Source organism: Spiroplasma endosymbiont of Stenodema calcarata (genome assembly GCF_964031205.1).
Lineage (GTDB): Bacteria > Bacillota_I > Bacilli_A > Mycoplasmatales > Mycoplasmataceae > Spiroplasma.
This window is the reverse complement of the sequence record NZ_OZ035018.1, coordinates 446,881-471,196: the sequence shown is the minus strand read 5'-3', so window position 1 is coordinate 471,196 and position 24,316 is coordinate 446,881. Positions and strand designations below refer to the sequence as shown.

Annotated in this window: 27 protein-coding genes and 2 pseudogenes; 2 read left to right on the top strand and 27 right to left on the bottom strand. The window is 27.3% G+C overall.

Annotated features, from left to right (window positions below; genetic code table 4):
* Positions 1–121: 121 nt before the first annotated feature.
* The 17 genes and pseudogenes from ACQH24_RS02550 to ACQH24_RS02470 form a co-directional block, all read right to left on the bottom strand.
* The gene (locus ACQH24_RS02550) at positions 122–379 is read right to left on the bottom strand and encodes a hypothetical protein (protein ID WP_425380459.1); all 258 of its coding nucleotides are present in this window, start codon (positions 377–379) and stop codon (positions 122–124) included.
* Positions 380–394: 15 nt separating this feature from the next.
* Positions 395–928, bottom strand: a complete 534-nt coding sequence (locus tag ACQH24_RS02545; RefSeq protein WP_425380458.1) for a hypothetical protein — start codon at positions 926–928, stop codon at positions 395–397.
* Positions 912–1,379: a hypothetical protein gene (locus ACQH24_RS02540; RefSeq protein WP_425380457.1), complete on the bottom strand. Its 468-nt coding sequence runs from the start codon at positions 1,377–1,379 to the stop codon at positions 912–914. The genes ACQH24_RS02545 and ACQH24_RS02540 overlap by 17 nt, the downstream gene beginning before the upstream one ends.
* 264 nt (positions 1,380–1,643) lie before the next feature.
* Positions 1,644–1,982, bottom strand: a complete 339-nt coding sequence (locus tag ACQH24_RS02535) for a hypothetical protein (RefSeq protein WP_425380456.1) — start codon at positions 1,980–1,982, stop codon at positions 1,644–1,646.
* Positions 1,983–2,015: 33 nt separating this feature from the next.
* Positions 2,016–2,354 carry a hypothetical protein gene (locus ACQH24_RS02530; protein WP_425380455.1) on the bottom strand — a complete coding sequence of 113 codons (339 nt, stop codon included), beginning with the start codon at positions 2,352–2,354 and terminating at the stop codon, positions 2,016–2,018.
* A gap of 25 nt (positions 2,355–2,379) precedes the next feature.
* A complete protein-coding gene (locus ACQH24_RS02525; protein ID WP_425380454.1) occupies positions 2,380–2,544 on the bottom strand; it encodes a hypothetical protein in 165 nt (54 codons plus the stop codon).
* Between the two features lie 318 nt (positions 2,545–2,862).
* Entirely contained in the window at positions 2,863–3,015 is a 153-nt protein-coding gene (locus ACQH24_RS02520) for a hypothetical protein (protein WP_158500808.1), read from the bottom strand.
* Between the two features lie 14 nt (positions 3,016–3,029).
* The gene (locus tag ACQH24_RS02515; protein WP_425380453.1) at positions 3,030–3,332 is read right to left on the bottom strand and encodes a hypothetical protein; all 303 of its coding nucleotides are present in this window, start codon (positions 3,330–3,332) and stop codon (positions 3,030–3,032) included.
* A 313-nt stretch (positions 3,333–3,645) separates the two neighbouring features.
* Positions 3,646–4,014: a hypothetical protein gene (locus tag ACQH24_RS02510; RefSeq protein WP_425380452.1), complete on the bottom strand. Its 369-nt coding sequence runs from the start codon at positions 4,012–4,014 to the stop codon at positions 3,646–3,648.
* Positions 4,015–4,064: 50 nt separating this feature from the next.
* Positions 4,065–4,829: a Pr6Pr family membrane protein gene (locus tag ACQH24_RS02505; RefSeq protein ID WP_425380451.1), complete on the bottom strand. Its 765-nt coding sequence runs from the start codon at positions 4,827–4,829 to the stop codon at positions 4,065–4,067.
* A gap of 95 nt (positions 4,830–4,924) precedes the next feature.
* A complete protein-coding gene (rpmA, locus tag ACQH24_RS02500) occupies positions 4,925–5,215 on the bottom strand; it encodes a 50S ribosomal protein L27 (protein WP_425380683.1) in 291 nt (96 codons plus the stop codon).
* Between the two features lie 2 nt (positions 5,216–5,217).
* Complete coding sequence (locus ACQH24_RS02495; RefSeq protein WP_425380450.1) at positions 5,218–5,532, bottom strand: ribosomal-processing cysteine protease Prp; 315 nt, start codon at positions 5,530–5,532, stop codon at positions 5,218–5,220.
* Between the two features lie 269 nt (positions 5,533–5,801).
* Positions 5,802–6,092 (bottom strand): annotated as a pseudogene (gene rplU / locus ACQH24_RS02490) (50S ribosomal protein L21); the annotation flags it as partial.
* Positions 6,093–6,409: 317 nt separating this feature from the next.
* Positions 6,410–7,402, bottom strand: a complete 993-nt coding sequence (locus ACQH24_RS02485; RefSeq protein WP_425380449.1) for a substrate-binding domain-containing protein — start codon at positions 7,400–7,402, stop codon at positions 6,410–6,412.
* A 111-nt stretch (positions 7,403–7,513) separates the two neighbouring features.
* Positions 7,514–7,945 (bottom strand): ABC transporter permease, encoded by a 432-nt coding sequence (locus ACQH24_RS02480; RefSeq protein WP_425380448.1) that lies wholly within the window; start codon positions 7,943–7,945, stop codon positions 7,514–7,516.
* The gene (locus tag ACQH24_RS02475) at positions 7,926–8,699 is read right to left on the bottom strand and encodes a ribokinase (protein WP_425380447.1); all 774 of its coding nucleotides are present in this window, start codon (positions 8,697–8,699) and stop codon (positions 7,926–7,928) included. Before ACQH24_RS02475 ends, ACQH24_RS02480 begins: the two co-directional genes overlap by 20 nt.
* Positions 8,700–8,720: 21 nt before the next feature.
* Positions 8,721–9,455, bottom strand: a complete 735-nt coding sequence (locus tag ACQH24_RS02470; protein ID WP_425380446.1) for a DeoR/GlpR family DNA-binding transcription regulator — start codon at positions 9,453–9,455, stop codon at positions 8,721–8,723.
* 386 nt (positions 9,456–9,841) lie between these two features.
* On the opposite strand from ACQH24_RS02470, the gene ACQH24_RS02465 reads away from it, so the two are divergent.
* On the top strand, positions 9,842–10,948 hold the full coding sequence (locus ACQH24_RS02465; protein WP_425380445.1) for a GNAT family N-acetyltransferase: 1,107 nt from the start codon (positions 9,842–9,844) through the stop codon (positions 10,946–10,948).
* A gap of 24 nt (positions 10,949–10,972) precedes the next feature.
* Here ACQH24_RS02465 and ACQH24_RS02460 read toward each other — a convergent pair.
* The 6 genes and pseudogenes from ACQH24_RS02460 to ACQH24_RS02435 form a co-directional block, all read right to left on the bottom strand.
* Positions 10,973–12,575, bottom strand: a pseudogene (locus tag ACQH24_RS02460) (MATE family efflux transporter).
* 137 nt (positions 12,576–12,712) lie between these two features.
* Complete coding sequence (locus tag ACQH24_RS02455) at positions 12,713–13,693, bottom strand: ABC transporter ATP-binding protein (protein WP_425380444.1); 981 nt, start codon at positions 13,691–13,693, stop codon at positions 12,713–12,715.
* Positions 13,694–13,695: 2 nt separating this feature from the next.
* Positions 13,696–15,687, bottom strand: a complete 1,992-nt coding sequence (locus tag ACQH24_RS02450; RefSeq protein ID WP_425380443.1) for an ABC transporter permease — start codon at positions 15,685–15,687, stop codon at positions 13,696–13,698.
* A gap of 115 nt (positions 15,688–15,802) precedes the next feature.
* A complete protein-coding gene (locus ACQH24_RS02445) occupies positions 15,803–17,185 on the bottom strand; it encodes a DEAD/DEAH box helicase (RefSeq protein ID WP_425380442.1) in 1,383 nt (460 codons plus the stop codon).
* 78 nt (positions 17,186–17,263) lie between these two features.
* Positions 17,264–17,992 carry a hypothetical protein gene (locus ACQH24_RS02440; RefSeq protein ID WP_425380441.1) on the bottom strand — a complete coding sequence of 243 codons (729 nt, stop codon included), beginning with the start codon at positions 17,990–17,992 and terminating at the stop codon, positions 17,264–17,266.
* Between the two features lie 175 nt (positions 17,993–18,167).
* Positions 18,168–18,557, bottom strand: coding sequence for a hypothetical protein (locus ACQH24_RS02435; RefSeq protein WP_425380440.1), 390 nt, complete (start codon positions 18,555–18,557; stop codon positions 18,168–18,170).
* Between the two features lie 211 nt (positions 18,558–18,768).
* Here ACQH24_RS02435 and ispH point away from each other — a divergent pair, with 211 nt between their 5' ends.
* Positions 18,769–19,650 (top strand): 4-hydroxy-3-methylbut-2-enyl diphosphate reductase, encoded by an 882-nt coding sequence (ispH, locus tag ACQH24_RS02430; protein WP_425380439.1) that lies wholly within the window; start codon positions 18,769–18,771, stop codon positions 19,648–19,650.
* 13 nt (positions 19,651–19,663) lie between these two features.
* Here ispH and ACQH24_RS02425 read toward each other — a convergent pair whose 3' ends face one another.
* Genes ACQH24_RS02425 through dnaG form a run of 4 tightly spaced genes read right to left on the bottom strand, consistent with a single transcriptional unit; the run spans position 19,664 to position 24,304 of the window.
* Positions 19,664–20,413 carry a Nif3-like dinuclear metal center hexameric protein gene (locus ACQH24_RS02425; RefSeq protein ID WP_425380438.1) on the bottom strand — a complete coding sequence of 250 codons (750 nt, stop codon included), beginning with the start codon at positions 20,411–20,413 and terminating at the stop codon, positions 19,664–19,666.
* Entirely contained in the window at positions 20,413–21,075 is a 663-nt protein-coding gene (locus ACQH24_RS02420) for a tRNA (adenine(22)-N(1))-methyltransferase (protein WP_425380437.1), read from the bottom strand. Before ACQH24_RS02420 ends, ACQH24_RS02425 begins: the two co-directional genes overlap by 1 nt.
* A gap of 11 nt (positions 21,076–21,086) precedes the next feature.
* The gene (locus ACQH24_RS02415) at positions 21,087–22,418 is read right to left on the bottom strand and encodes a sigma-70 family RNA polymerase sigma factor (RefSeq protein ID WP_425380436.1); all 1,332 of its coding nucleotides are present in this window, start codon (positions 22,416–22,418) and stop codon (positions 21,087–21,089) included.
* Positions 22,419–22,423: 5 nt separating this feature from the next.
* Positions 22,424–24,304 carry a DNA primase gene (dnaG, locus tag ACQH24_RS02410; RefSeq protein WP_425380435.1) on the bottom strand — a complete coding sequence of 627 codons (1,881 nt, stop codon included), beginning with the start codon at positions 24,302–24,304 and terminating at the stop codon, positions 22,424–22,426.
* Positions 24,305–24,316 lie beyond the last annotated feature (12 nt).

Below are 24,316 nucleotides of genomic sequence, written 5' to 3'. Positions count from 1 at the left end.
TATAAATGAATGTAAAAATTATAATATTAATTACAAAAACCACTCTTTATATAAAAAAATAAATAAAATTATTATTATTTATTTAGAAAATAAAATAGTTATTTAGCTTTTTTGTATTATTTTAATTTTTATTTATAATATTTTTCTTTTCTTTTTTGTTTTTAATGAATTCTAAAATTTCACCAAAAACCGTAATTATAAACAAATTACTAATGACAATGTTAATTACAAAAACAACAATATAAACCAAAAAACATTTACTATCATTTATTCATCCTCTACATAAAATTAAAAATGTAGTCATTAAACCACATGTTATAATTATTAGAAAACTAATAATTAATTTTAATAAATTAATTTCTTTAAAAAATTTTTTCACATTAAATCATTCCTTTTAATTGTTTTTAATTTCATCTAAAATAATTTTTGTATTTTTAATCTTTGTTTTAATTTTTTCTAAATCTTTCTGATCAAAATCACTATTTTTAATTTCGTTTAGTAAATTTAAAGCACTATTTAAGTTGTTAATTTGTTTTTCTAACAACTTAATTACTTGTTGTTTTTGTTTGTCTGTAAACTCATTTTCTTTTTGACATAGTAAAATTTGATATTCACAATTATTTAGTTCCGATATTTTAATAAATTTTTCTGCTTGGGTTTGTTTTAATTCTGTTTGATAATCTTCTTCAATTTCATAGTCATTTTTACTATTTTCAATTTCTTTAATTACTTCATCATATTCTTTAATTTCTGCTGTAATTTCTTGTTTTATTTTTTCATAGTAAAAAATGTCTTTAATTTTTTGTTCTTTGGGTTTTGTTGGTGGTAATCATGGTTTATTATTACCGATATTTCCACAACTAATCAATGGCATTGTACTTCCACACGACAACGAAAATATTGATAACAAACTAAGTAATTTTTTCATATTTGTTGTATCCTAAATAAAAACCATTATCTCAATAATTAGGATTATCAATATTTTCTAAATCTTTTAGTAATTGTTTTAGTTCTGTTTCTGTTAATTTTCGCTGTGTTGTTTTGTTATCATAATGATTGTTATATTCATTTAGTAAATCATTATTAGCATTAATATTGTTTTGCGAATTAAACTGTTTTTTGTTTTCTTGTTTTAATTTTTCAAAAGTTAAAAGTAAATTTTTTCCCACAATATTACCATTTTTATTATTGATACTACTATGAACCATATAATTTTTATTTTCATCAATTTTTAAACTAAAATAATTTTGATAACTTGATAAACCTAAGTAATTTTTATCTAAAACAACGCAATCTTTTTGTTTGTTTATTAAAATGTGCGTTTTATTATTTATTTCTTGTGAAATTAAATTTTGGTTTAAATAAATTTTTTTTATCACATTTAACTCCCTCCCTTATTTTTTACATTTCTGGCATTTATAAAATTTATTAATCGTTAATCATTCTGAATTTAAAATAGTGAACTCTTGTTCACATCTAATACAGTCAATAATTATATTTCCATTTAATCTTGCTTTGGGTTTTGAATAATCTTTTTTTATGATAATCACCTCGCTTTTTTTGCTTTTAATTTTATTTTTCCTAAAATTAATATCCAATAGTAGTTTAAAAATAAATAATTAATTAAACCATAGAACCACTTCTTAACGAACTGGTTCTATATTTTTGTCTGGCTCTTTTTTTCAATTAATATCAGATAAATGATTTATCACTGTATAACCAAATTTATCTTCAACATAATTTTCTATAATTTCATTTCACGATTTTTCATGAAATTCTTTAAACTTTTTGGTTAAATATTCATCAATATCTTTTATATTATCTATTGTTCCACTTGATCAACAATATCCTGTTCAATATTGTTCTAAACCAAATTTATATCAAAAGTTTTCTTTTTCTTCATGATCGGTATTTTTTGAAATTAAATCCGTTATTTTATAATGATCTTTTATATTATCTGAATCTTTTATAACTAAATACATGTTTTTTCATCCTTACTAGGTAATTTGGCATAATTATTCCTCTAAACTTTCATATTTTTTATATTTAATAATACATCTAATATCTAAATTTAATATATTTCCATAATCTGAACAATTTTCATCATGCTCAAATTCATTAACTACTTTAAATAAATTATTATCATCGCAAAACTCCTCTGTTTCACATTCATTACATTCAATATAGTGTAAAGTTATATCACTTTTCTTTAATTGATTATGCCGATACATTTCTAATTTATCTCTGTCTGCTAACAAGATTCAATATTTTTTATCTTTTTCAGCAAGTTGGTTTTTAAGTTTTTCATTTTCTTCTTTAAGTTTGTTAAATTTAATTGATTCTGTTATTGTCATTATTTAAAATCTCTCTTTCATATTCTTAAATATCCTTAATTGGTAAATTGTTTAAATAATTATTAAGTGCTTGAGTTAATTCTTCTTCATTTTTATAATCATAAACTCTTTTAAAATATCTAAATATTTTATCTCAAATTAAATATTTTGATAATATGTTTCATTCTTTATATTGCTTTTTATCAAACATATTAAATTTCCTCCAAATTCTTTTCCAACATTTCACAATATTTTAAATAACTAAGTGATCATCTAAAAATTAAATTTAGAACATTTATAAAACAATATTCACAAACAAATATATTTGTCTATTTTTTCTTTCTAAAAATATATGATTTTTTTGCTAAAATACAATAAACATTCGTGCATCATAATTCTTTACCATCACCATCTATTTTTGATCTACATTTAGGACAACTTTTCCTCATTATTTTTATCTCCTTTCTTTTTTATTTATCAAAAATAAAAAACCAACTAATTTTAATAAATCGTTGGTTTAATTTCTTTTTTATCGTATTTGATTTAAAATATTTTCAATATTGTTAACTTTGTCAATTAAAGCTTCCATAATTTGTTCTAAATTACTTAAATTGTTTTCTGTTGTTGTTTTAATTTCGTTAATTAAATCACTAATTGTATTTTTGATATTATTTTCAACCATATAATTTCTCCTTTCTAATTTTTAATATTAATAATTCATCATTTATTTTTCTTAAAAATTAATTTTTTAATAATTTGATGGTTATTTTTGCATTGTAAAGTCAAAAATCAAAGATTATAACTTATTTTTTGTTTATTAATAAATTCTAATCTTGCTAAACAATGCCGAGCATACTTTTTACAATATCAGCCGCCTTTTTTGTTTTTGGTTAATTTTGTAAAGTACTCATTGATATAACACTGACATTCATTAATTAATCCTCTCTTATTTGTTAATTTAATTTTTAACTCTTTTCAACAGAGTTCTTTTAAAGACACTTTCAAATCCTCCTTATAAATAGTAAGATTTCTAAATTTTTTTATTGTGGAACACTTACCCTTTAACCATTGCAGGTTAAAGATTTATCCCCAAACCACAATAACTCTTTTATATTGCCTAAAAGAATTGCCTCCATTATGTCGTAGCGGTACGGCCACCCCTATATTGTTTATCCTCGCTTGCTTGGTTTTACGACATTCCAAGTAGGAGAGTTTTATTCGGTTGGTTTTGCTGTTATTTTCTTAAACTAAGCAAGGTTAACGACAATTTTAACCTAATTAAAAAAGATAGAATTTTATATCTATCTTTTTCTTAGTTTTTGGAAATTTTATACCAACCGAATATTTTACGCGGTCGAACATAACCAATTAAAACGGTATAGTAGTTTGCTACGACAAACATAAATGCTGATTGAAATCAACCAATAAAACGACTTACCGTTGGATTTTCTTCATCAAAAATATTAATTAATGACTTTCGTCGCATATTTCCAATATTAAATTCTAAAATCAATAATGGGATTGAACATGTCACAATAGCTAAAACATATAAAACAAAAAAAGCTAATCCGCCATTTGCTTTTAATAAAGTTGGAAACCCTCAAACATTACCTAGGCCAATTGCTGCCCCTAATGTTGAAACAATGAAACCAAACTTGCTAACATGTCTTTTTTTCTTCATATTCTTTTCTTCTCCTTTAATATATAATAAAAATAACACCTTGCATTATTTTACATTTTTTTCTTATTAACAAATTTATATGAGCAAAGATTATATAGTGTTCCTAACCCAAAAACTAAACTAGAGATAGCAATAAATGCAATAATAAATCATACGACCCCAGGAATCCCTGCTAATGATTTATGAACATTTAAGAAAAAATATTGATAGGGAAATACTTTTCCTGCTTGTCAACGGAATTCACCACGAATCATATTAACAATTGCTCATATAATTGGATAAAAATAAAATTTTCAAAGATCTTCTCGTCAATAAAGTTTTGTTGTTTTGATATTATTTTGCCGTTCCATAAAAAATAAGAAATAAACAATCATTGCAATTGGACAAATCACATGTTGAATTGTTGAATATATTCAAGCTTTTCAAGTATGTGGTTGATCAACTGGTAATAACATTAAATTAAAAATTAAAAAAGTAATACTAATATAAATTGTGATTGCTAAGGTCATATTATAACCTAATCATTTACTTTTACCTTCATATTTAGGAAATAACCCTGCTCCAAGAAATCAAGCAAAGACTAATAAATTTGATTGGATTGTAAAATAACTAAAATAATTAAACGTATAATCTCCTTTATCATTAATAAAGTTCTCTATTGCTGCTTCTGATCATCCTGGATTTTTAACAGTAATAGTAATTCCATGCACATAGCTTTCAATTAACGCAGTAAAAATACCAATGCCAATTAAAATTGCAAATAATAATTTATAATAAACTCGCCAGTCCTTCCAAGTTTCTTTATTGCAAAACATTTAATTTCTCCTTCTATATATCTACTTAAATTATTATATAATTAAAAAAATACTAATTTTACCTTTTTTTGGAAAATTAATATTTTATTTTTAATTTATTTAGTTGATTTTTGATAAACTGATGCTTTAGTTTTGTTTCGTCCAAATTTTTCAAACTTAACAATCCCATCAATTAAAGAAAATAAGGTATCATCACCACCACGGCCAACATTTACACCTGGATGAATTTTTGTTCCCCGTTGACGGTAAATTATTGAACCAGCTCGAATTGCTTGACCATCAGCTCTTTTTGCTCCTAAGCGTTTTGAATGTGAATCGCGGCCATTTTTAGTTGACCCTACTCCTTTTTTTGAAGCAAATAACTGTAATCCTAATAAGAACTTCATCATTATTTTTCAACCTCCTTTATACTAATAAATTCTTGGTATTGCTGATAAATTGTTAAAAATTGATAATACATTGTCTGTAAAATAACTTGTAAATCAGAACTATTATTTATTACTGTAATAGTAACTAATCCTTCATTAATAATAAACTCACAACTCTCTGGTTTAATCTGATCGATTGCATTTAAACCTCCTGTTGTAATTCCTGTTATTGCTGCGCAAACAAGGTCTTTACCATATTCAGCTGTTTTCGCATGACCAGTAATTTCAATCTTTATAAATTTCTGTTCAGTTTTATTAATTATAATTTTAATCATAATTATTTTTCATTTTTATCTGTTTTTGTTACTGGTTTTTTTGTTGTTGATGATTTTTCATTTTTTGTCACAGGTTTCGCGGCAGTTGTTGATTTCACTGTTGTTGGTTTCACTGATGCTGATTTTTCCATAGCCGGTTTTACCGATGGTTTTTGTACAGCACTTGTTGTTGAGCTAGCAACAGTCTTTACTGTTGCTGGTTTTTCCGCAACAGCTTTTGCCACAGTAGGTTTATTTTCACCTGTTGATTTTGCTGCGCCTGCCAACATAATTTGATCAATTTTAATTTTTGTATATGGCTGACGATGACCATACTTCTTATGTTGTGTTTTTTTTGGTTTATAATGAAACACAACAATTTTCTTTTGCTTTCCTTGCTTTAAAATTGTTCCTGTCACTGATGCCCCTTTTAAAAAGGGTGTTCCGACTTTTCCATCGACCATTAACACTTCAGTAAAATTAACTTGTTCACCTTCATTACCATTTAACATTTCAACAAAGATTTCATCACCTTGAGAAACACGTAATTGTTTCCCCCCAGTTTTAATTATTGCAAACATATTTACACCTCCAGTTTATACTCGCCTTGTAAGTAGATAAGTATTCCATATCCTTTAGTTACTTAAAAGTCAAAGAGCGGTTGAAACTGAAACAACCATTATTAATTATATCGTTATCTTAAAAAAATTCAATAAATTTTTACTTTTTTATATAATTTCATTCTTTAAAAGTTTTTAAAATTTAAATTATTTTCTCATAAATTGCGTATTTTTACAGAAATCATCTGATATTTTATAAAAATAACTCATTATTATATTAATTAATATAATAACGCATTTTTCTTTAACAAAACGAAAATTATCGAAAAATTATGTCCCTAAACTTTCTTAGGTTTGATAATATGCACATCAATTTTTTCAAATTGATCTTTAATAACAGGTCGACCATTCTTAATCATTGTAATTGCTTTTAAGACAGCCTGTTCAGCCATTAATGTTGGCTGTTGTTGCACTGTTGCAAACATATTAGCAACATTACTTTCTCAATTTTCAATTTGATTTAAAGCATCCGTAATAGCATCAAATCCAATTACTAAATGGTGTTTATCTAATCATTTGGGAGCTGCTTGTTTTAAGCCTTGAATAGCTCCTAAAGCCATATTATCATTGTGAGTAAAAATAACATCTGCAGTTTTAACTTTATTAATATTTTGCGTAATATTAATAACCGCTTGTGACATATCAAAGTTCGCAACCTGCGGAGTATCACCAGTGACATTAAGGATTTGATCTGGGCGACTTTTCATAAAACCTTGATGCCGATCTTGCGCAGCATTAGAATTTTGCGTTCCTCATAATTCATATACTTTTATTTGTGGATTAGTTTGAGAAATTACACCGACTGTTGTTAAATAAGCATAAATATCTTCTTGTAACTTTTGCGCTGCTGTCACATTATCTGTCGCAAAAATATAATCTTGATAACCACGATCTTGATAAGCTCGATCAACACTAACAAAAGGCACATTCGCGGCATTAATTATCCGGGCGGCGGAATATAATGTTGAATCAACCGGATTAATAATAATTGCTAAATCACCCTTGATAATTGCATTTTGAACATTTGTTAATTCTTGCCCAGTATCTCCATTTGGTGATGCTGGAGTTGAACTATCATATTCATTTAAGCCATAACCATACTGGTTGGCAAGAGTACGTGCTTCATCTAACATAATTTGAAAATAAGGATTTGTTTTAGTAGAAACAATAAAAGCAATTTTCGGACGCCGATCAAAATTACAACTAATGAGATTAATACTTAATGAAAACAATATTACACTAGCTGTTACAAAACTTAAAATTCTTTTCATCTTTTAAAACCGATAAAAAAGCCGTTGACAATAAGTCTTAACATTAACTAAAATTGGATAATCACGGTCCAATAAAACAGCTAGCAAAATAACAAGACCTTTGATTATCAATTACACATTGGGATTAATATCAATTAAAATTAAAGCATTTGATAAAATACTCAAAGTCAATCAACCAATAATTGTATTAAGAATGCCACCTTTTCCACCTGCTAAACTGGTTCCACCAAGAACTACCGCCGCAATTGCATTTAATTCTCAACCATTTCCATCAGCTGGTGAAATAGCTCCTACACGCCCCAAATATAGTAACATTCCAACACCAGTTAATAATCCACTTAAAGCATAAGCACTTAATTTTATTAAATTAACTCGAATCCCTGATAATAATGCCGCATTTTCATTACCACCAACAGCATAGAGATAACGACCATATTTATAAAATTTAGTAACAATATACGTAATAATCGCAATTATTAAAAATAAAAAAATACTAAATGGTAATGCGCCTAAATTTCCTAAACTAATAAAATCTATCCCCAACTACCGTTGAATCAATTGCTTTGACAGAAAATGCTTTTAAAAACTGTGTTTGATCTATATTAGCATATAAAACTCCCTTTGCCCCTAAAGTCACAATAATATTCTTCACACCCTGCTTTAAGAGTTTTCGGGTGGATGCAATAAATTCTGTTTCATTTATTAAAGGGTAACTGGTATTTGTGATCACTTGTAATTCTGTTTCATTTGGAATTAAAAAATCACAATATTCTAAAATCTTTTTTGTTAATTCTCTTGCTGGCGCACAATTTAGAATTGTTGTTTTACCAAGTTGTTTCGCTTTTTGTAAGACATATTCAACCGTAACAATTGGAATTTCTAACTGACAAACAACATAATCGGTTTCAACAATTAATCCTTCTAATTCATCGATATCAGGAACTAGTAACTCATAATTTGCTCCTGGATAAACAACAATTTGATTGTTACCTGTTTCATCCACAATAATTGATGCTAAACCAGAAGAAACTTCTTTTGAAAATCTAATCCCAGTTGTTTTTACTTGATTAAATTTTAAATTAGAACATAATTCATGACCATAATTATCATCGCCAACAACCCCAATCATCGTGACATCACTTTCTAATCGTGCTAAGGCTACTGCTTGATTTGCACCTTTCCCACCACAATATTCTTTATAATTATTACTTATAATTGTTTCACCTAAATTGGGTAACCGTTTACACTCAAACGATAAATCCATATTAATTGAACCAACAACTAAAACTTTTTGCATAAAGATATCGTTTCCTTCCTATTATTTTGCAATAATTACATTATTTAATCTAAATGGTGGAATACTATCTGAAATAATTCTTAAATTATGATGACCAATAATCTTACAAAATCCTTTTCCCATAAATTTACTACTATCAGCTAAAATAAAACTTTGTTTTGCTAATGATATTACTTTTTGTTTAATTTCAGCATCTTCTAAACTAGTAGTATAAATACCATTTATTGATATTTTACTTGTCCCAATAAAAATTTTCGAAAAATTAAATTTCTCTAAACTATCAAGGGCTAATGGTCCTATTAATGAATTTTTACGAACCATTAACTCACCACCAGTTAAAATCCCACTTAATTTTAAAGCCTTTATTTGTAAAAATAAATCAATAGAATTAGTAATAATTTTAATCTGATAAGAACGTAAAAATGGCAGCATTAAATAACTCGTTGTACTATTATCAATAAAGATATAATCATTATCACCTAAATATTCACAAGCAAACTTTGCAATTTTCTGTTTTTTTAAAAAATTAAGATCTTGTTTTTGTCAAAATGTATCATCTTCAGCAAGGCTTTGAATTGATTTAATACCACCCGATATTTTAATTAATAAACCTTGTTGTTCTAAAATAATAACATCACGTTGAATTGTCGTTACGGAAACTTGCAATAACAAAGCTAATTCTTCTAATTTACTAAATCCTTTGCTATCCAGATATTCTAAAATTCGTTTTTGCCGTTCTGCTATTAAAATTTTCATTTATTCCTCCATCTAATTCAATTATATCTAAATTGTTTCTAATAGTATTATTCCAATATAATTGTGCAAAATTAAACAAAAAATAGTCTATAAATCAAAGTGATTTCAATTGTAAAATAAAAATAGCAAAGTATTATGCAAAATTAAGCATTGTTTTAGGAACAAAATAAAAAAATAGTTCTTATCTTTTGCAAACATTTAATCTTTTTTACACATAAATCATTTACCAATCAAACATAATGAAATAATTCTTTTCATTTAACTTTTATTTTATTAAACAAAATATGTTAAAATGTTTAAGACTTAGTGTTAATAAACGCTAATAATTTTGTTTAAGTTTAACAAAAACACGATATAATAGAAAAAACTTGAGGTGGATGAAAGAAATGAAACGTAAAAAGTATCGACAGAACCCCAAAATTAAGCGAATGTTCCGAATTAAGGGAGAATACGAAGCAACAAAATTAGCACAAAATTTTGTTCGTTACATGACAAACCCTTTCCAAGACAAACGAATTCGTAATGAATTAATTGATACTGAAAATGAAATATATATGACTGAAGTGAGCAATGATGTTGATAAAACTTACACTGTTGCGATTAGTACCCAATTAGACTATCAAGAAGATGCGGCACGAGTAAAAGAATTAGTAAAAAACTATGTTGACAATGACTTAGATTTTTTATGATACACAATTGGTGAAAAAATTGATGAAAAAGAACAGGCTTTTTTTGAATCATTAGGTTTTGTCCAAAATGAAATTTTAGTTGGAATGGTGCTTGATTTAACAAAATGAAAAAAACATAAAGTAAAAGTTGATAAAAGTATCAAATTTAGACGTGTCAATGACAACAAACGATTAACTGATTTTAGCAAAATTTTGGAAAGTGCAATGGGGCCAAAAAGTTGGGACTACGCTTTTTATAAAACATTATTAAAAATAAATAAGGAAAAAGATATTGCCGAAATTGATTTACTATATAAAAATGATCTTCCTGCGGCAACTGGAAATATTTATTTTGAAAAAGATATTGCAATTATTGATGATATTTCAACTCATCAAAATTTTCGGCGTCAAGGATTAGCAAAACTGATGATGAATCATTTAATTAAACGTGTTCATAGTCAAAATTATGATTTAGTTGGTTTAATTGCTACACCACAAGGCTATAATGTTTATCATAAATTAGGTTTTCGACCAATTAATTTATACTTAAGTGAATATGTCACAAAAACAAAAGGAAATAATTTAACTCAAATTGCAACTAAAATTAGTAAGGGTAAAATTAAAAACCTTCAAATAATTAAAGCCACAACGCTTAATAATATGATTAAAAATTTAAGTTGTAAAAAATGTAATCGTGAAATTCTTGATCAGAAATACCTCCTTGCAATAACCCTGCTAAGTGAGTTTGTTATCAATAATTATCATCAAAATTGTTATAGTTTTTCGGCCAAAGATAAGTGGATTTTGCTTGTTGAAAAGGACTAAAATAAAATAAAAAAAATTAGAGATTTACCTAATTTTTTTATGTTTATGTTTTAATTTTAATCCTTTTTTTCAGTTGTAAATCAGTTTGAAATTCACTAAAATATGGGTCTGGTTCATCAACTAATTTAGTATGATGTTTTTTTCAGTAATAAACTAAAATCGGAATAATAATTGCTGCAGCAATTAAATCATTTAAACCAATAAAAACATAATAGTATATTGGATTTCCAGTTGCCTGACTAGCACCATATCCAATGCCAATTAACGGTAAAATAACAATAAGGGAACGCAAACTACTTGTAAAAGTTGCCAAAATTGAACGATTAATCCCTTGAAATAATGTTAAAGCAATATAAGTTAACGAACAAAATGGATATGTCATAAAGTTTAACACAATTCATCAACGATATTTAGCCGCATCTTCGGGACGTAAAGCAAATAAAATCATCATATCTTTACCAAATAAGATAAAAACAAATAACATTAAACAAAATCAAATAATAATTAGTAAACTAACTCGTTTTAGAACTTCTCAAATTCGAGCATATTTTTTTGCCCCATAGTTATACGCAATAATACTCCGGGCCCCTTGCGTAACCCCTATTCCAGCAGATAACACTAAAGTCATTCATGGCACAATCGAAGAATAAAGTTCTTGTAACACAGAAACTCCATTATGATACTCTTGATTTGGAAGTTGAATAACAAGAGATGTTGCAACATATGAAGTAACAACTAAAGCAGCATTATTAATAAAGTTTGGTAACCCTGCTTTGGTGAAATCCGCCACGTTTTTTCCTTCAATATGTAATAAATCTCTTCAATAAAATTTTGAATAACTATTCTTTGTTTTAAAAACAATAATTAATCCTCATATTACTTGCACTGTTCATGAAAAGACTGTTCCTAACATTGCTCCTGACATTCCTAAATGACAAACCTTCATAAAGAAAATTGCTGCCACCGCATTAGTAACAAGAGAAGTTAAGATCATTATTATTACTCATTTCATCCGTCCTTCACTACGAATTAATGACATAAAATAATAGCTTAAAAACATCACTGGTGCGGCAGCTAGCATTGGAAATGAATATTGTCAACATAAACGTTCCGTAATTGGATTATAATATTCCCCCATTTGTGAAGTAATAAAAACAGCATTTCATCCTGGAAACACAATACAGAAAATTGCAAATGCTACTATTATTGAAAAAAGAACTGTTGTTGAAAAACCATTTCCAGCAATCCGACGCATTTTTGCAATGTCACGTTGACCATAAGCAATTGAAAAATTCATCGCACAACCCATCCCAATCATAATACTAAATGATCATTGTAAATTATATGTCTGGGAAGCATATTGAGTTGCAACATTAATAAAAGAACGCATATCAGCTAATGGAACAACTGACACCTTAATCCCTTTCAATTGATTATAAGCATCAACATAAAACTGATCATGCACTAAATCAGGAGCTGCAAAAGATAAAGCTAAACTTTTATCAATAATATTATATAATCCTTGCACAATCATTAAAAAAACAGTTGGTAAGCAAAAATAAGCAATTGCTTTCCATGGTTTTTCAAATCGTAATTTTTTCTCACGAACTGTTAAAACTTCCGACAATCTAATTCACCCTCTTTCAGCAAAAAAAAGAAAAAAACCTTACTAAGTAAAGTAATTTATTAAGCTATTATTATAACCTTTTTTATTATAGCTCAAAAAATAATTTATTTAAGGTTTTTTATTAAAAATAATTTTTATTAATTACTTAATGCACTTGCTTTTCCAAATCCTTTATTAACTGAAAATACAACACGATCATAAATTTCACTAATATTTGTTACAAATGGTTTAATTGTAATTAAAATTATTTTTTGTTCAAAAGCATTGTAAGCAATATCTTTAATCTGCTCAGTTGCTTTTTCTAAATGTAAAATTAATGAACTTTCTAATTTTTCAATAATTGGAATGTTCAATTTTTTAACTACCGCTTCAAAATCATTTAACATTGGCTGTTCCATTACGGTAAATTGATAATAATTTTGGTTAGAATTAATAACAGCTCCTGAAAATACAACTTTACCATAATTTAAAATTGTGATTTCATCCGCAAGATCTTGTAATTCTGTTAAAATATGGGAACAAATTAAGATTGTTTTTCCTTGTTTTTTAACACGAATCAGATCATTAAATAACTCTTGACGAGCAGTTGGATCTAAATTAGCAGCTGGCTCATCTAAAATTAATACTTTTGGATCAGCAATTAAAGCTTGGGCTAATAATACTTTTTTCTTCATTCCTGATGAAAAAGTATTTGGATTTTTATTACGAAATTTTCATAAATTTAAATTCTCTAAAATTTTCTTTGCTTTTATTTTCCCATCTTTATAAGGAATATCCCGCAAATAACTCATTTCAACTAAATACTGATAAACATTCAAATGTTTAGGAAAACGGGCATTTTCCGGAATATATCCAATAATTTTTTTAGCATCTGATGAGTTCGCCTTTAACCCATCAATCCCAAAATAACCATTTGTTGGAATAATTGCTCCAATTAAAGATTTAATCGTTGTTGTTTTACCACTTCCGTTTGGACCAATAAAACCATGAATTTTACCACTTGCAACTTTCATATCAATATTATCAACAGCAACGAACTTTTTAAATCTTTTTGTAAATTCAGAAATTTCAATCGCTAAATTAGGATTAGGTTTAAAATCATTTTTCTTTGTTTTCATAACTATACAAAATCCTTTCTTGTAATTCATCATAATGTTAATCCTGCTAATCCTAATGTTACTAATAAATAACCTGCATACATTCCTGCTAGACTAGTCAAAGTTACTGATTCATTAAAATTAGCGACTAAGAAATATTTTTTAAATGTTCCACTATTTTCAACATTATATTCAACAGTATTAATTTTTGCTGTTAAATAATTATTTACGGGTAATAACATTGATGTAGTCATGCCATCTTGTCCCATCAAACTTCCACGGGCATCACCTGTTCACATAACAACTCATTGCTGTCAAGGATTTAAATAAGCCATTAATTTATATTGCGTTTCAGCCTTTTTAATATCATTTAATTCCGCATTAGCCAAATTATTATTATCAAAAAGATTAGTATCCGAATATTGAACATATAAACCTTGGTTTAATCAATAAGACATTTGCCACACAAACTGATAGTAAATTGATAGTGCTGGATCATTAACATATAAATTTTGTAAATACAAATTATTTTTTAAGAAATTTAGCAAGTCTTCAGAGAAATTGCTAAAACTCTTGTGGCTATTTTCCGATAAAGCACCTGAAATAGTACTTGTAATTTCATTTGGCAAAATAAGATCACCCACGTTAGTTCTAAAATTAAATGGATCTTTATAATCATAACTTAAAAATGTTGGGGAGAAAATGCCTTTATCATACATTGCTTTCATAATTTTATAAATTTGTTTTGATGAATTAGTTTTTAACTTACTTTGATCCAAAACATTTAAGTTTATTTTTGATTCTGATGGTTTTACTGACGAAATAGTAACACCTTCTTGCCCTGATATTTCTTGATAAAATTGTCTTAAAATATTAATTCCTTTATTAGGATTATCCAAAAAGTTAATTTTCTTACCATTAATATTACTAATTTCAGAAAATTGTTTTGGATTATAACCATCAAGTTTTAAGACATAATCGTTAATTAATGTTCCTAAATTTGAATAACTTGTTGGTTTTTTCTTAACCTCTGCCACAAAATCATCTCAATTAATTTTATTTTTTCCAGTATCTGTTACTGCATTTTGAATAGCTTTATCAATATCATTTGCCAGGTTCGTAACATTAAATGCCCCAACATCTTCATTCTTAAAATTATATGACGACTTAAGTTGAAGTTTATTATCATAATTTCAGACTGGTCACCCAGCTGGATCAAGCAGATTATTATAGGTTTCAATAACCGCCGAATCATTAAACTTAATTGAGCTTTTTGCTATATCTGTTGTCCGCATTAAATATGCTGAAGATTTGTCTGCAATTTTAGAAGTGTTATACATAAGTGGAATCATTGCTCCAATTATTGTTAAAAAACCAATTGTAAATAAAATTCCAATAACTCCCTTAGCATTTAACCCCAATGAAATTAAAATTCCAATTGTTGTTAAAAATAATTGTAAAATAATACTTGTTAGTATCATAAAATTAATTTTACTAAAAATTACTTTTCCCATGGCCGCTCCTTTTGGACCAATTCCTAATGAAATTAAAGGGGGCACTAGTAATATTATTAATGAATATCCTAAGCATAAAAATTGTAAAGCTAGCCATTTTTCAATAATCATTCTTGTCCGTGAAATTGGAATTGACGAAAAAATTAGTAATGTTCCATCTTCAATTTCATCCCGAATTAATTGTACGGCTTTAAAACCAATAAACATTGATGTTAAACCAAAATATAACATATATCAAATTCATGAATAAATAACAAATATTGATTTTGCTACCTCGCTATAATCACCGCTAATACTGTCATTCATTGTTGTTCCCATTGATATTGTCATAATTAAACCTACCGCAAATGTCAAACCAAACATTATATATGTTGATGGCGATTTTAACATTTTAATTAAAGTATAATGCAACATCTTTAATGAAAATAAACGCTTTAATTTTTCTTTCAAATCTGATTTCTTCTTAATATTTATTGTCTCTGTTCCCTCATTATGAGTCATGTTTTTTCCTCCTTTTTTTTGGTAAATACTTTCTCATTTTAGAAACTATAAAATAATTATAAACAAAAAAAAGACTTTATTTATTTTTTAATTAAAATTTTGAATTTCTTTTTTGTTATTCTTTATCAAATAATTTAAGGCCACGTTCTTTTGCTTTTGTTTTCTTAATTTTTTTAATTGATGCTTTAATATGGTCACGCCGTATATGTTGTTTTAATGCGGTGATCTCTTCTTTTCGTTTCTTTTTATATCCTGGTTTGACCTTCTTATTATTATCCTTTGTTTTATAGCGATGAATAATTTTATTAATTTCATTGTTAACTTGCCCTGAATTTTGTTTTTTTGGTTTGCTAATTCCTAAATCAGTATCGACTAATTCATTATTCTGATTTCATTTCTGATATTTAAAGATAATTCCTTTTGTAATTAACTGCTGAACTAAAGTTAAATTTTTTGTATCATAGAGTACATAACTACAACCAGTATAATTTGCTCGTCCAGTACGACCACTACGATGAATATAATATTCTAAATCATTTGGTAAATCAATTGAGATAACATGACTAATACCAATAAAATCAATGCCCCTTGCCGCAATATCACTCGCAATGACATATTTATATTCTAAATTACGAATTCTTTTGACAACTTGTGTTCTAAAACGGGGTTCTAACCCAGCGTGCAATTGGGCTACCGAATAATTATGTTCTAATAATAAATCATAATATTTTTTAATATCCTCTTTTTTATTAACAAAAATTAGGCATAAATAAGGATCGAATGTTTTTAGAAGTTTTAATAAAATATTACTTCGCTCTTGATGTTTAGTTGGAATTAAAATATGCGTAATATTTTGATTAGATATTTTATTAGCATTTAAATCTAAATAATACGGATTTTTCAAATATTTTATTAAAAATGGTTTCAACTCTTCTGGAATTGTTGCGGAAAAAACAGAAACTTGAACATTAGGATTAACCTTACTTAAAATATAATCAACATTTTCAATAAAACCTAAATCAAAAATCATATCACATTCATCAATAATAAACGTTGTTAACTTTCCTAACTTTAAGCTCTGTTGTTCAAACAAATCTTTTAAGCGCGTTGGTGTTGCCACTATAATATGCGGTTGACTTCGTTCCAATTGTTCAATTTGACGTTTAATATCTTCACCACCAACAAAACAATTAACCTGTAATTTTGGTTGAAATCCTTTAAAAAAACGAATATTTTCATAAATTTGTTTTGCTAATTCACGGGTTGGTGCAACAATAATTGCCTGAATGTTTAATTGATCGTAATCCAAATTATTTAAAATTGGTAAACAAAAAGCATGCGTTTTACCAGTACCAGTATGCGCTTTGCAAATAACATTTTGATGTTTTAATAACAATGGAATAACTTTTTTTTGAACCATCGTTGGGTTGGAAAAATTTAATTTTTCTAAACTTAAATTTAAAAATCTTTTTAAACCTAAATTATCAAATTTATTCATTGTTAACACATCCTTCCAATATGAAAATTATAACATAAATAAAAAATGAAATTATTGCTAATTTCATCGTTTAAAATGTTATTTGCCAATTACAGCATGAAACTTTTCGGTATCTGGTTTTTTACTATATTTAATTTTAAAAAGTTCTTGTTCTTTGTTAAAAACATCTTGCGCTTGGTCTAATAAATTAGTCCAATATTCTTTTGTTTTTGCTAAATCAGTTGCTTGTGCTTGCCCTTTTTTAATAGCTTTCATCCCTTTTCTTAATGCTTTTTTTCGATAAATTATTGTTTTATGAAGATTTTTCTTAGCATCTAAATATTCAATTGAATATGGGCGTGTCATTGCTTTAACCATTTTCAGCGTTACATAAAACCCAATAATTGTTAAAATTGGAATTGCAACTAATAACACAATAAGAATACTTCCGACTACTGCTGCAAAATTTGTCCCAACGGGAAGTTCATAGTCTTGTGGTCACTGAATTATACCATTTACAACACTTCCCGGTTGGTTTAATCATTTCATTAAATCCATTGTTTGGTCATTAATAGTGACATAATTAGAATATCCTCAAATAAAACTGCCCCCCGAAACTAACCGCATTAATTTACCAAGTCCTATTTCAGCAATTAACTGATAACCATTTCCATCAAAGGTTTTAATATCATTATAATTAACAGGCAGTCCCTTTCCTTCTCAATAATAACCGTCATAATGAACAGTTAAAAAAGATAATGCTAAAATTAAAATAATTAAAATAATGATTCAAATTAAACTAATACTTCATTTCGCGAATGTTTTCATAATCTAATTTCTTCCCCCTTATTTAAGATTATTATAGTACTAATTACTTAAAATTCTTAATTTTATTTTTCTATTTTTGACAAAACAGAAAAAATATTAATAAAAACTTTAAATAAAACAATAACTAGTTTCTCCCAGTTATTGTTGTTATTTTGATTTATTTTTTACTTAGTTTTTACTGAAACTTTTTTACTTGTAGTTTTTTTCCTACTTTTCCCCTAGATTGTCCATTTTTGACTTCTTCAACTTTTTTAGTAGCTTCTTTACGATTCTGGGCTGCAACTGCTTTACGCTGTGGTGATGTTTTTCCTAATCTCGCTGCAATTAGAGTTTTTGCAGTAATTGCTGTTGCAGCTGCTGTCCCATCTTTGCCACGATAATCAGTTACTGTTTTAGTGTAAACATCTCCAGATGAACGATCAATTGATCTTTTCATTGCTGGTGTTGAATCTATCACTGCTTGCTCCTTAATAAATAGTCATTTTTCTTCGACTTTACTTTTTGCTACTGTTTTTTTATGTTGAGATGCTTTGCCATTTTTAATAGTTTTTAAGCTTGCCGCCATCTTCAATCTCCTTTCATATGTTGCTATCTTAGCTTTATAATAAATGTAATATTTTAAGGAAGATACTACTCTATGCCTTAAATATAGACTATATAATTGTATCAAATTTAAGTAAATTAACAAATAACTTTAATAAATTATTTTAAAATGATAAAATTAACATTTTTTAGTTGTATTATTATATAAATAGATAAAATGGATGGTGAAAAAAATGAAAGTTGTAAAAGTAACACCCCGCGGATACTGTCTTGGGGTTGTTAAGTCAATTAAATGAGCAAAAGAGGCAGCAATAAAATATGCTGGACGGGACATTTATATGTTAGGTTATTTAGTCCATAATCGCCATGTAATTGATGAAATTGTGAAATTAGGAGTCATCCCAATTAATGATTTTAAACTTAATCGGTTAGATTTAATTAAAACATTACCAGACAATGCTGTTGTCATTTTAAGCGCCCATGGTAGTGATGATCGAATTAAAGACATTGCTCAAACAAAAAACATTACCCTTGTTGATACCGAGTGTGAATGAGTAACGGTAACAAAAGATCTAATTAAAGAATACTTAGTAAAAAACAACTATCAGATTATTTTTATTGGTAAGCACTTTCATCCAGAAACAAATGCCATGTTAGCAATTAACCCGAGCATTAAACTTGTCACAACGGCAGAAGAAGTTGATACGGTGCTACCAACCCTTGACCCAAATAAAAAAATCTTAATTACAAATCAAACAACTTTATCAAAGATTGATATTGAAGCAATTGTTGAAAAAATCAAACAATTAGTTCCGAATGAAATTATTTTTAAAAATGATTTATGTAATGCAACATTGGAGCGGCAAAATGCTGTTTTAAATTTAGATTCAAACACAATTGATCTCTTATTAGTAGTTGGCGATGAACGTAGTAGTAACACCCTAAAATTAGTCGAAATGGGGGAACAAATTGGAATCAAATCATATCGAATTAATGATAAAACTGATATTAATCCTAATTGATTAATCAATAAAACTTGTGTTGCTGTTACTGCTGGTGCTTCAACACCAAGTATTATTCAGTTAGAAGTTATTCGTTTTTTAGAAAACATCTAAAATAAAAATATTATTAACGATAATTAATAATATTTTTAATATGATAATCAGTAATTGCCAAAGTTGGAAATTTCCGTCTTAAATAACCGGCAAAAGCAATACTAAAAAAATCTTCCATATAATGATTGAAACAAACAACAGCAAGTTGTTTTTCATTTGCTAATATTCACTGGTCTCATTTTACTTCTCCTGTGATAAAAAGATCAACTTCCTTACCATTAATCTTTGAAATAACATCCCCACCAGCACCAGCTGCTAAGGCAACTGTTATTATTGATTGATAACAATTTGTTAGATTATGTTGAACAGTTTCAATCTTAAAGATTGTTTTTAACTTTGTAATAATTTCATCAGCCGTTAATGTTACATAACCAATTTTCGTAAAAGGATCATTAGGAAATGAAATAATCTTCTGTGAATTTAATTCTTGTAAAATTAATTCATTCAATAAACCATCATAATTAGTATGTAACGCATAAACTGATATTTCGGATTGCTTTAACTGTTTTAAGATCTCTTGCTTATACTCAATCTGTTGTCACATTTTTTTCTTGCCAAAGCAAAAAGGATGATGAGTAATAATCACATTAGCTTTCTTAGCAATTGCTGCTTTTATTACTTCTGTTGTTAAATCTAAACTAACAAGAATTCCACTTACCGTATTATGTTTATTCCCATATTGATAACCACTATAATCTCACTTCGCAGCTGTTGCCAATGAAAAGTCACTTTCAATTTGCTGGTATAATTTCTTAATTAACATTAAAGCACCTTATTTATAATTTTCAATTTTGTTTTTATTTCTTGATAACGTTTTGTTTTTATTGGAATTCTGTTCAATAATGTCTGATAATAATCATTTTTTAATAATCATTTTTCTTGAAACAATTTACTTCGTTCTTTGCGTAATAATGGGCCGAAAAGAATATCTTTCCTATTTTTAACTTTTTGTCCCGCAACTTTATTAATAACAATAATTTCATAAATAATTTCATTTTCTTCAATTAACAGTTCTTTTTCAATAAAATACTTTTGTTGTTTAACTCATTCTCGTAACAAAAAAGAATCATCATTTGGACACAATATGTAACGATCAATTAAATCACAATCTTGCTCCAATATTTTAAAAATACTAGTACTACCTAAGCCCGAAATAATGCATGAATCAATTTTGATATTAGTAAGGCCTTGTAATCCATCGGCTAAAATTGGAGTAATAATATCACCAACTTGATATTTCGCAATTTTTTTTTTCGCTTGTTCTAATGGTTTTTCGGCAATATCACATGCATATGCTTTTGTAATTAAATTTCCTTTTGCTAAATAAATTGGAATCATGGCATGATCAGTTCCAATATCACAAATAACATCTTTATCATTAACTTGTTTGGCAATTAATAATAAACGTTCTGATAATTTATCCATCGTTAAAACACCTATCCTTTAAAAAAGTCTTTTAATACTTTTGCTTTTGAATTAGCTGAGTTTGGTTTAAATTTACGAATTGTTTTTGCTTCAATTTGACGAATTCTTTCCCGAGTAACTTTAAATTCTTTTCCGACTTCTTCTAAAGTTTTTGGCGAATCATATTTTGACAAGTGTTTATCAATTAGTTTATTTTTTCGACTCTGTACCTTTTCAATTGGGGTATCATAGTGAATATCTAATGCTTTCACTGTTTGCACTAATTCTGGAAAAGTTTCATCTTCACATTCTTTTGCCAATCTTAAAACTGTTCTTAATTTTGTTGGTAAAATTCCAAACCGCATTCTAATTACTTTTTCCTCACGGGCTGATAAAATTTCATAAAAAACTTCATCAATTACTTCACGTAATGATTCTTTTTCAGCATATTCATCTGGTGTAAAAATATCTTTATCATCAACAAAATCACCAAAATGAGTGTCATCTTCATCACCAATTGGTTTTTCTAATGAAACTGGTTCAATTGACAAACGCTTAATTTCACGGACTTTTTCCCCCGTGATTCCTTGTCCCATTCTTTCAGCAATTTCATTAAAACTTGGTTCACGACCTAATTCTTGTGTTAATTGTCGTTCAATTCTTGTTAATTTATTAATTGTTTCAACCATATGAACTGGAATTCGAATTGTTCGTGCTTGATCAGCAATTGCCCGGGTAATGGCTTGTCGAATTCATCATGTCGCATATGTTGAAAACTTAAATCCACGAGTATAATCAAACTTATCAACCGCTTTCATTAATCCAATGTTTCCTTCTTCAATTAAATCAGAAAAATCCAAACCACGGTTTAAATGTTTACGAGCAACAGAGACTACTAATTTTAAATTTGAAGTAATTAATTTTTCACGACCATAACGTTTTTCTTCTGGATCTAATGATTCTAACATTTTTGCATATTTAATTTCTTCCTCACGCGTTAAAATCTTACTTGTTCCTAAAACATTAAAATATGCTTTAATAATATCTTGAATTTTAGTTTCGTTTGAAATACCTCCAACTTTGTATCGTAACTTATCCTCAGCTTGTTTTTTTCCTGGTTTAACTACTTCGACAACTTCTTCAGGTTCTTCGACAACAACATCATTAAATTCGACACCATTTGCCACTAATTCTTCAAAATATTCATCAACATCATTATCATCAATTTCAAAATGTTCATTAATTAAGGTAATTAATTTTTCTTGTCCAATTTCATTGTTATTTTCCTCTAAAAATTTACTAATATAATCTTTAAATTCATCAAAAGATTTCATTTCTTTGACGTCTTTTTTTGATAATCCCATTCTCTCTACCCCTTTTTAAATTTTAATCGTTGGTTCATTTTATCAATTTCCATTGAAATAGTTTGTTGTTCGATTAAATTATTTGCTTTTTCTAATTTATTTCATAGCATTGTAATCTCTTTTTCATTTGCAAAATCATCAATTAGTAGCGCATAGTCTTCTAATTCTTTCTTATTATATTTAGTTTTAATCGTTGATTTACTAATAATATCCATTAACATCTTCTTTAAATCCGGATCATTTATTTCATCACACAACATATTAATATTAACATTTTCTTCCCCTAAATGTCCATTATAATACATAATTATATCATTTGCCAACAATCGATAGTCATTAAAGTTTAAGTTTCCAATTTTTCTTTGATAAAAATCGGCCGCTTTTCGTGATGCAAGTAATTGCAACAACATATTTTGTTCTGCTAAAATATAACGTTTCAAATTCTTAATTTTATATTTTGTTTTGTTAACAACATCCCTGTTTTTTATGATTTCGGGTGTTGACTGCAACTGCGGTTGGGGCGATGAATCAGGGCCAGCACCTACTGGCATTGGGTTAGCCATCGAAATATTTGTAATAGCCTTATGATACATTTTAATTTGTTTAATTTTTGTTTGAATTGTTTCGTTTGAAATTCCAGTAATTTTGACCAAACTATTAATTGCTAATTCTTGTTCTATTGGGTTAGGACTAGCTTTAATTAATGTTCCGACAATATTAATGAATTCTGCTAATTCATTTGCTTCTTCTAAATTAAATTTATTTTTAAAATAATCAATTGCAAAATTAATTGGATGCATGGCATGGGTTAACATTGTATGAATTAATTCACCCTGACCACTATTAACTAATTCATCAGGGTCTTGCTGACTTTCATTTAAAACAATTTTAACTTTTAAATTATTAATCAATAATTTTGCCGCAACTTTCAAACTAGCATTAATTCCCGCTTGATCACCATCTAAAAATACTAAACACTCTTCTGTTAACTTTTTAATTTCCTTGATATGATAATCACTTAAATTAGTTCCCATTAAAGCAACAGTATTTTTAATATCCATTTTATCTAAACTAATAACATCCATATATCCTTCTAATAAGATTAAATTATTTTGTTGACGAATATATGGTTTTGCTCGATGAATATTATACATTAGTTTTTCTTTTTTAAAAACTTTTGTTTCCGGGGTATTTAAATATTTAGCAATTTTATCATCTTGACCAATCACTCGGCCCGAAAAACCAATAATATAACTATCTTCGTTTTTAATTGGGAACATTACCCGATTATTAAAATAATCATAAACATTACTATTTTTAATAGTAATTAAACCCGTTTGTTGAATATCATTAATCCGATAACCTTTTTTAATTAAAAACTGATATAAATGATCAAAACCACTCTCAGCATAACCAATATTAAATAATGCTATTTCTTGTTCTTGAATATTTCGGTTTGTTAAATAATCTTTTGCTGCATGGCCTTTTTTGGTTGCTAAATTATTACTAAAATATGCCGCGGCTAAAGCATTAATTTCAAAAATTAATTTATCGGTTTCATCATATTTTGCTTTTTCTTGATAAGTTGTTAACTCATCTAACGTAACATTCGCTATTATCGCGACTTTTTTTAATGCTTCAATAAAACTAATATTTTCAAATTCTTGTAAAAAAGTAAAAACATTCCCCCCCGCTGAGCAAGCGAAACAACGATAAATTTGCTTCTCTGGTGAAATACTCATTGAAGGATGTGAATCTTGATGAAATGGGCAAACAGCTCAATAATTACGACCCCGCTTTTCAAGGGATAAATACTCTGACATTACTGTAACAATATTTACTTTTGATCGAATTAAATCAATCTTGTCATTGTTGATTAATGCCATACCTTGCCCCTC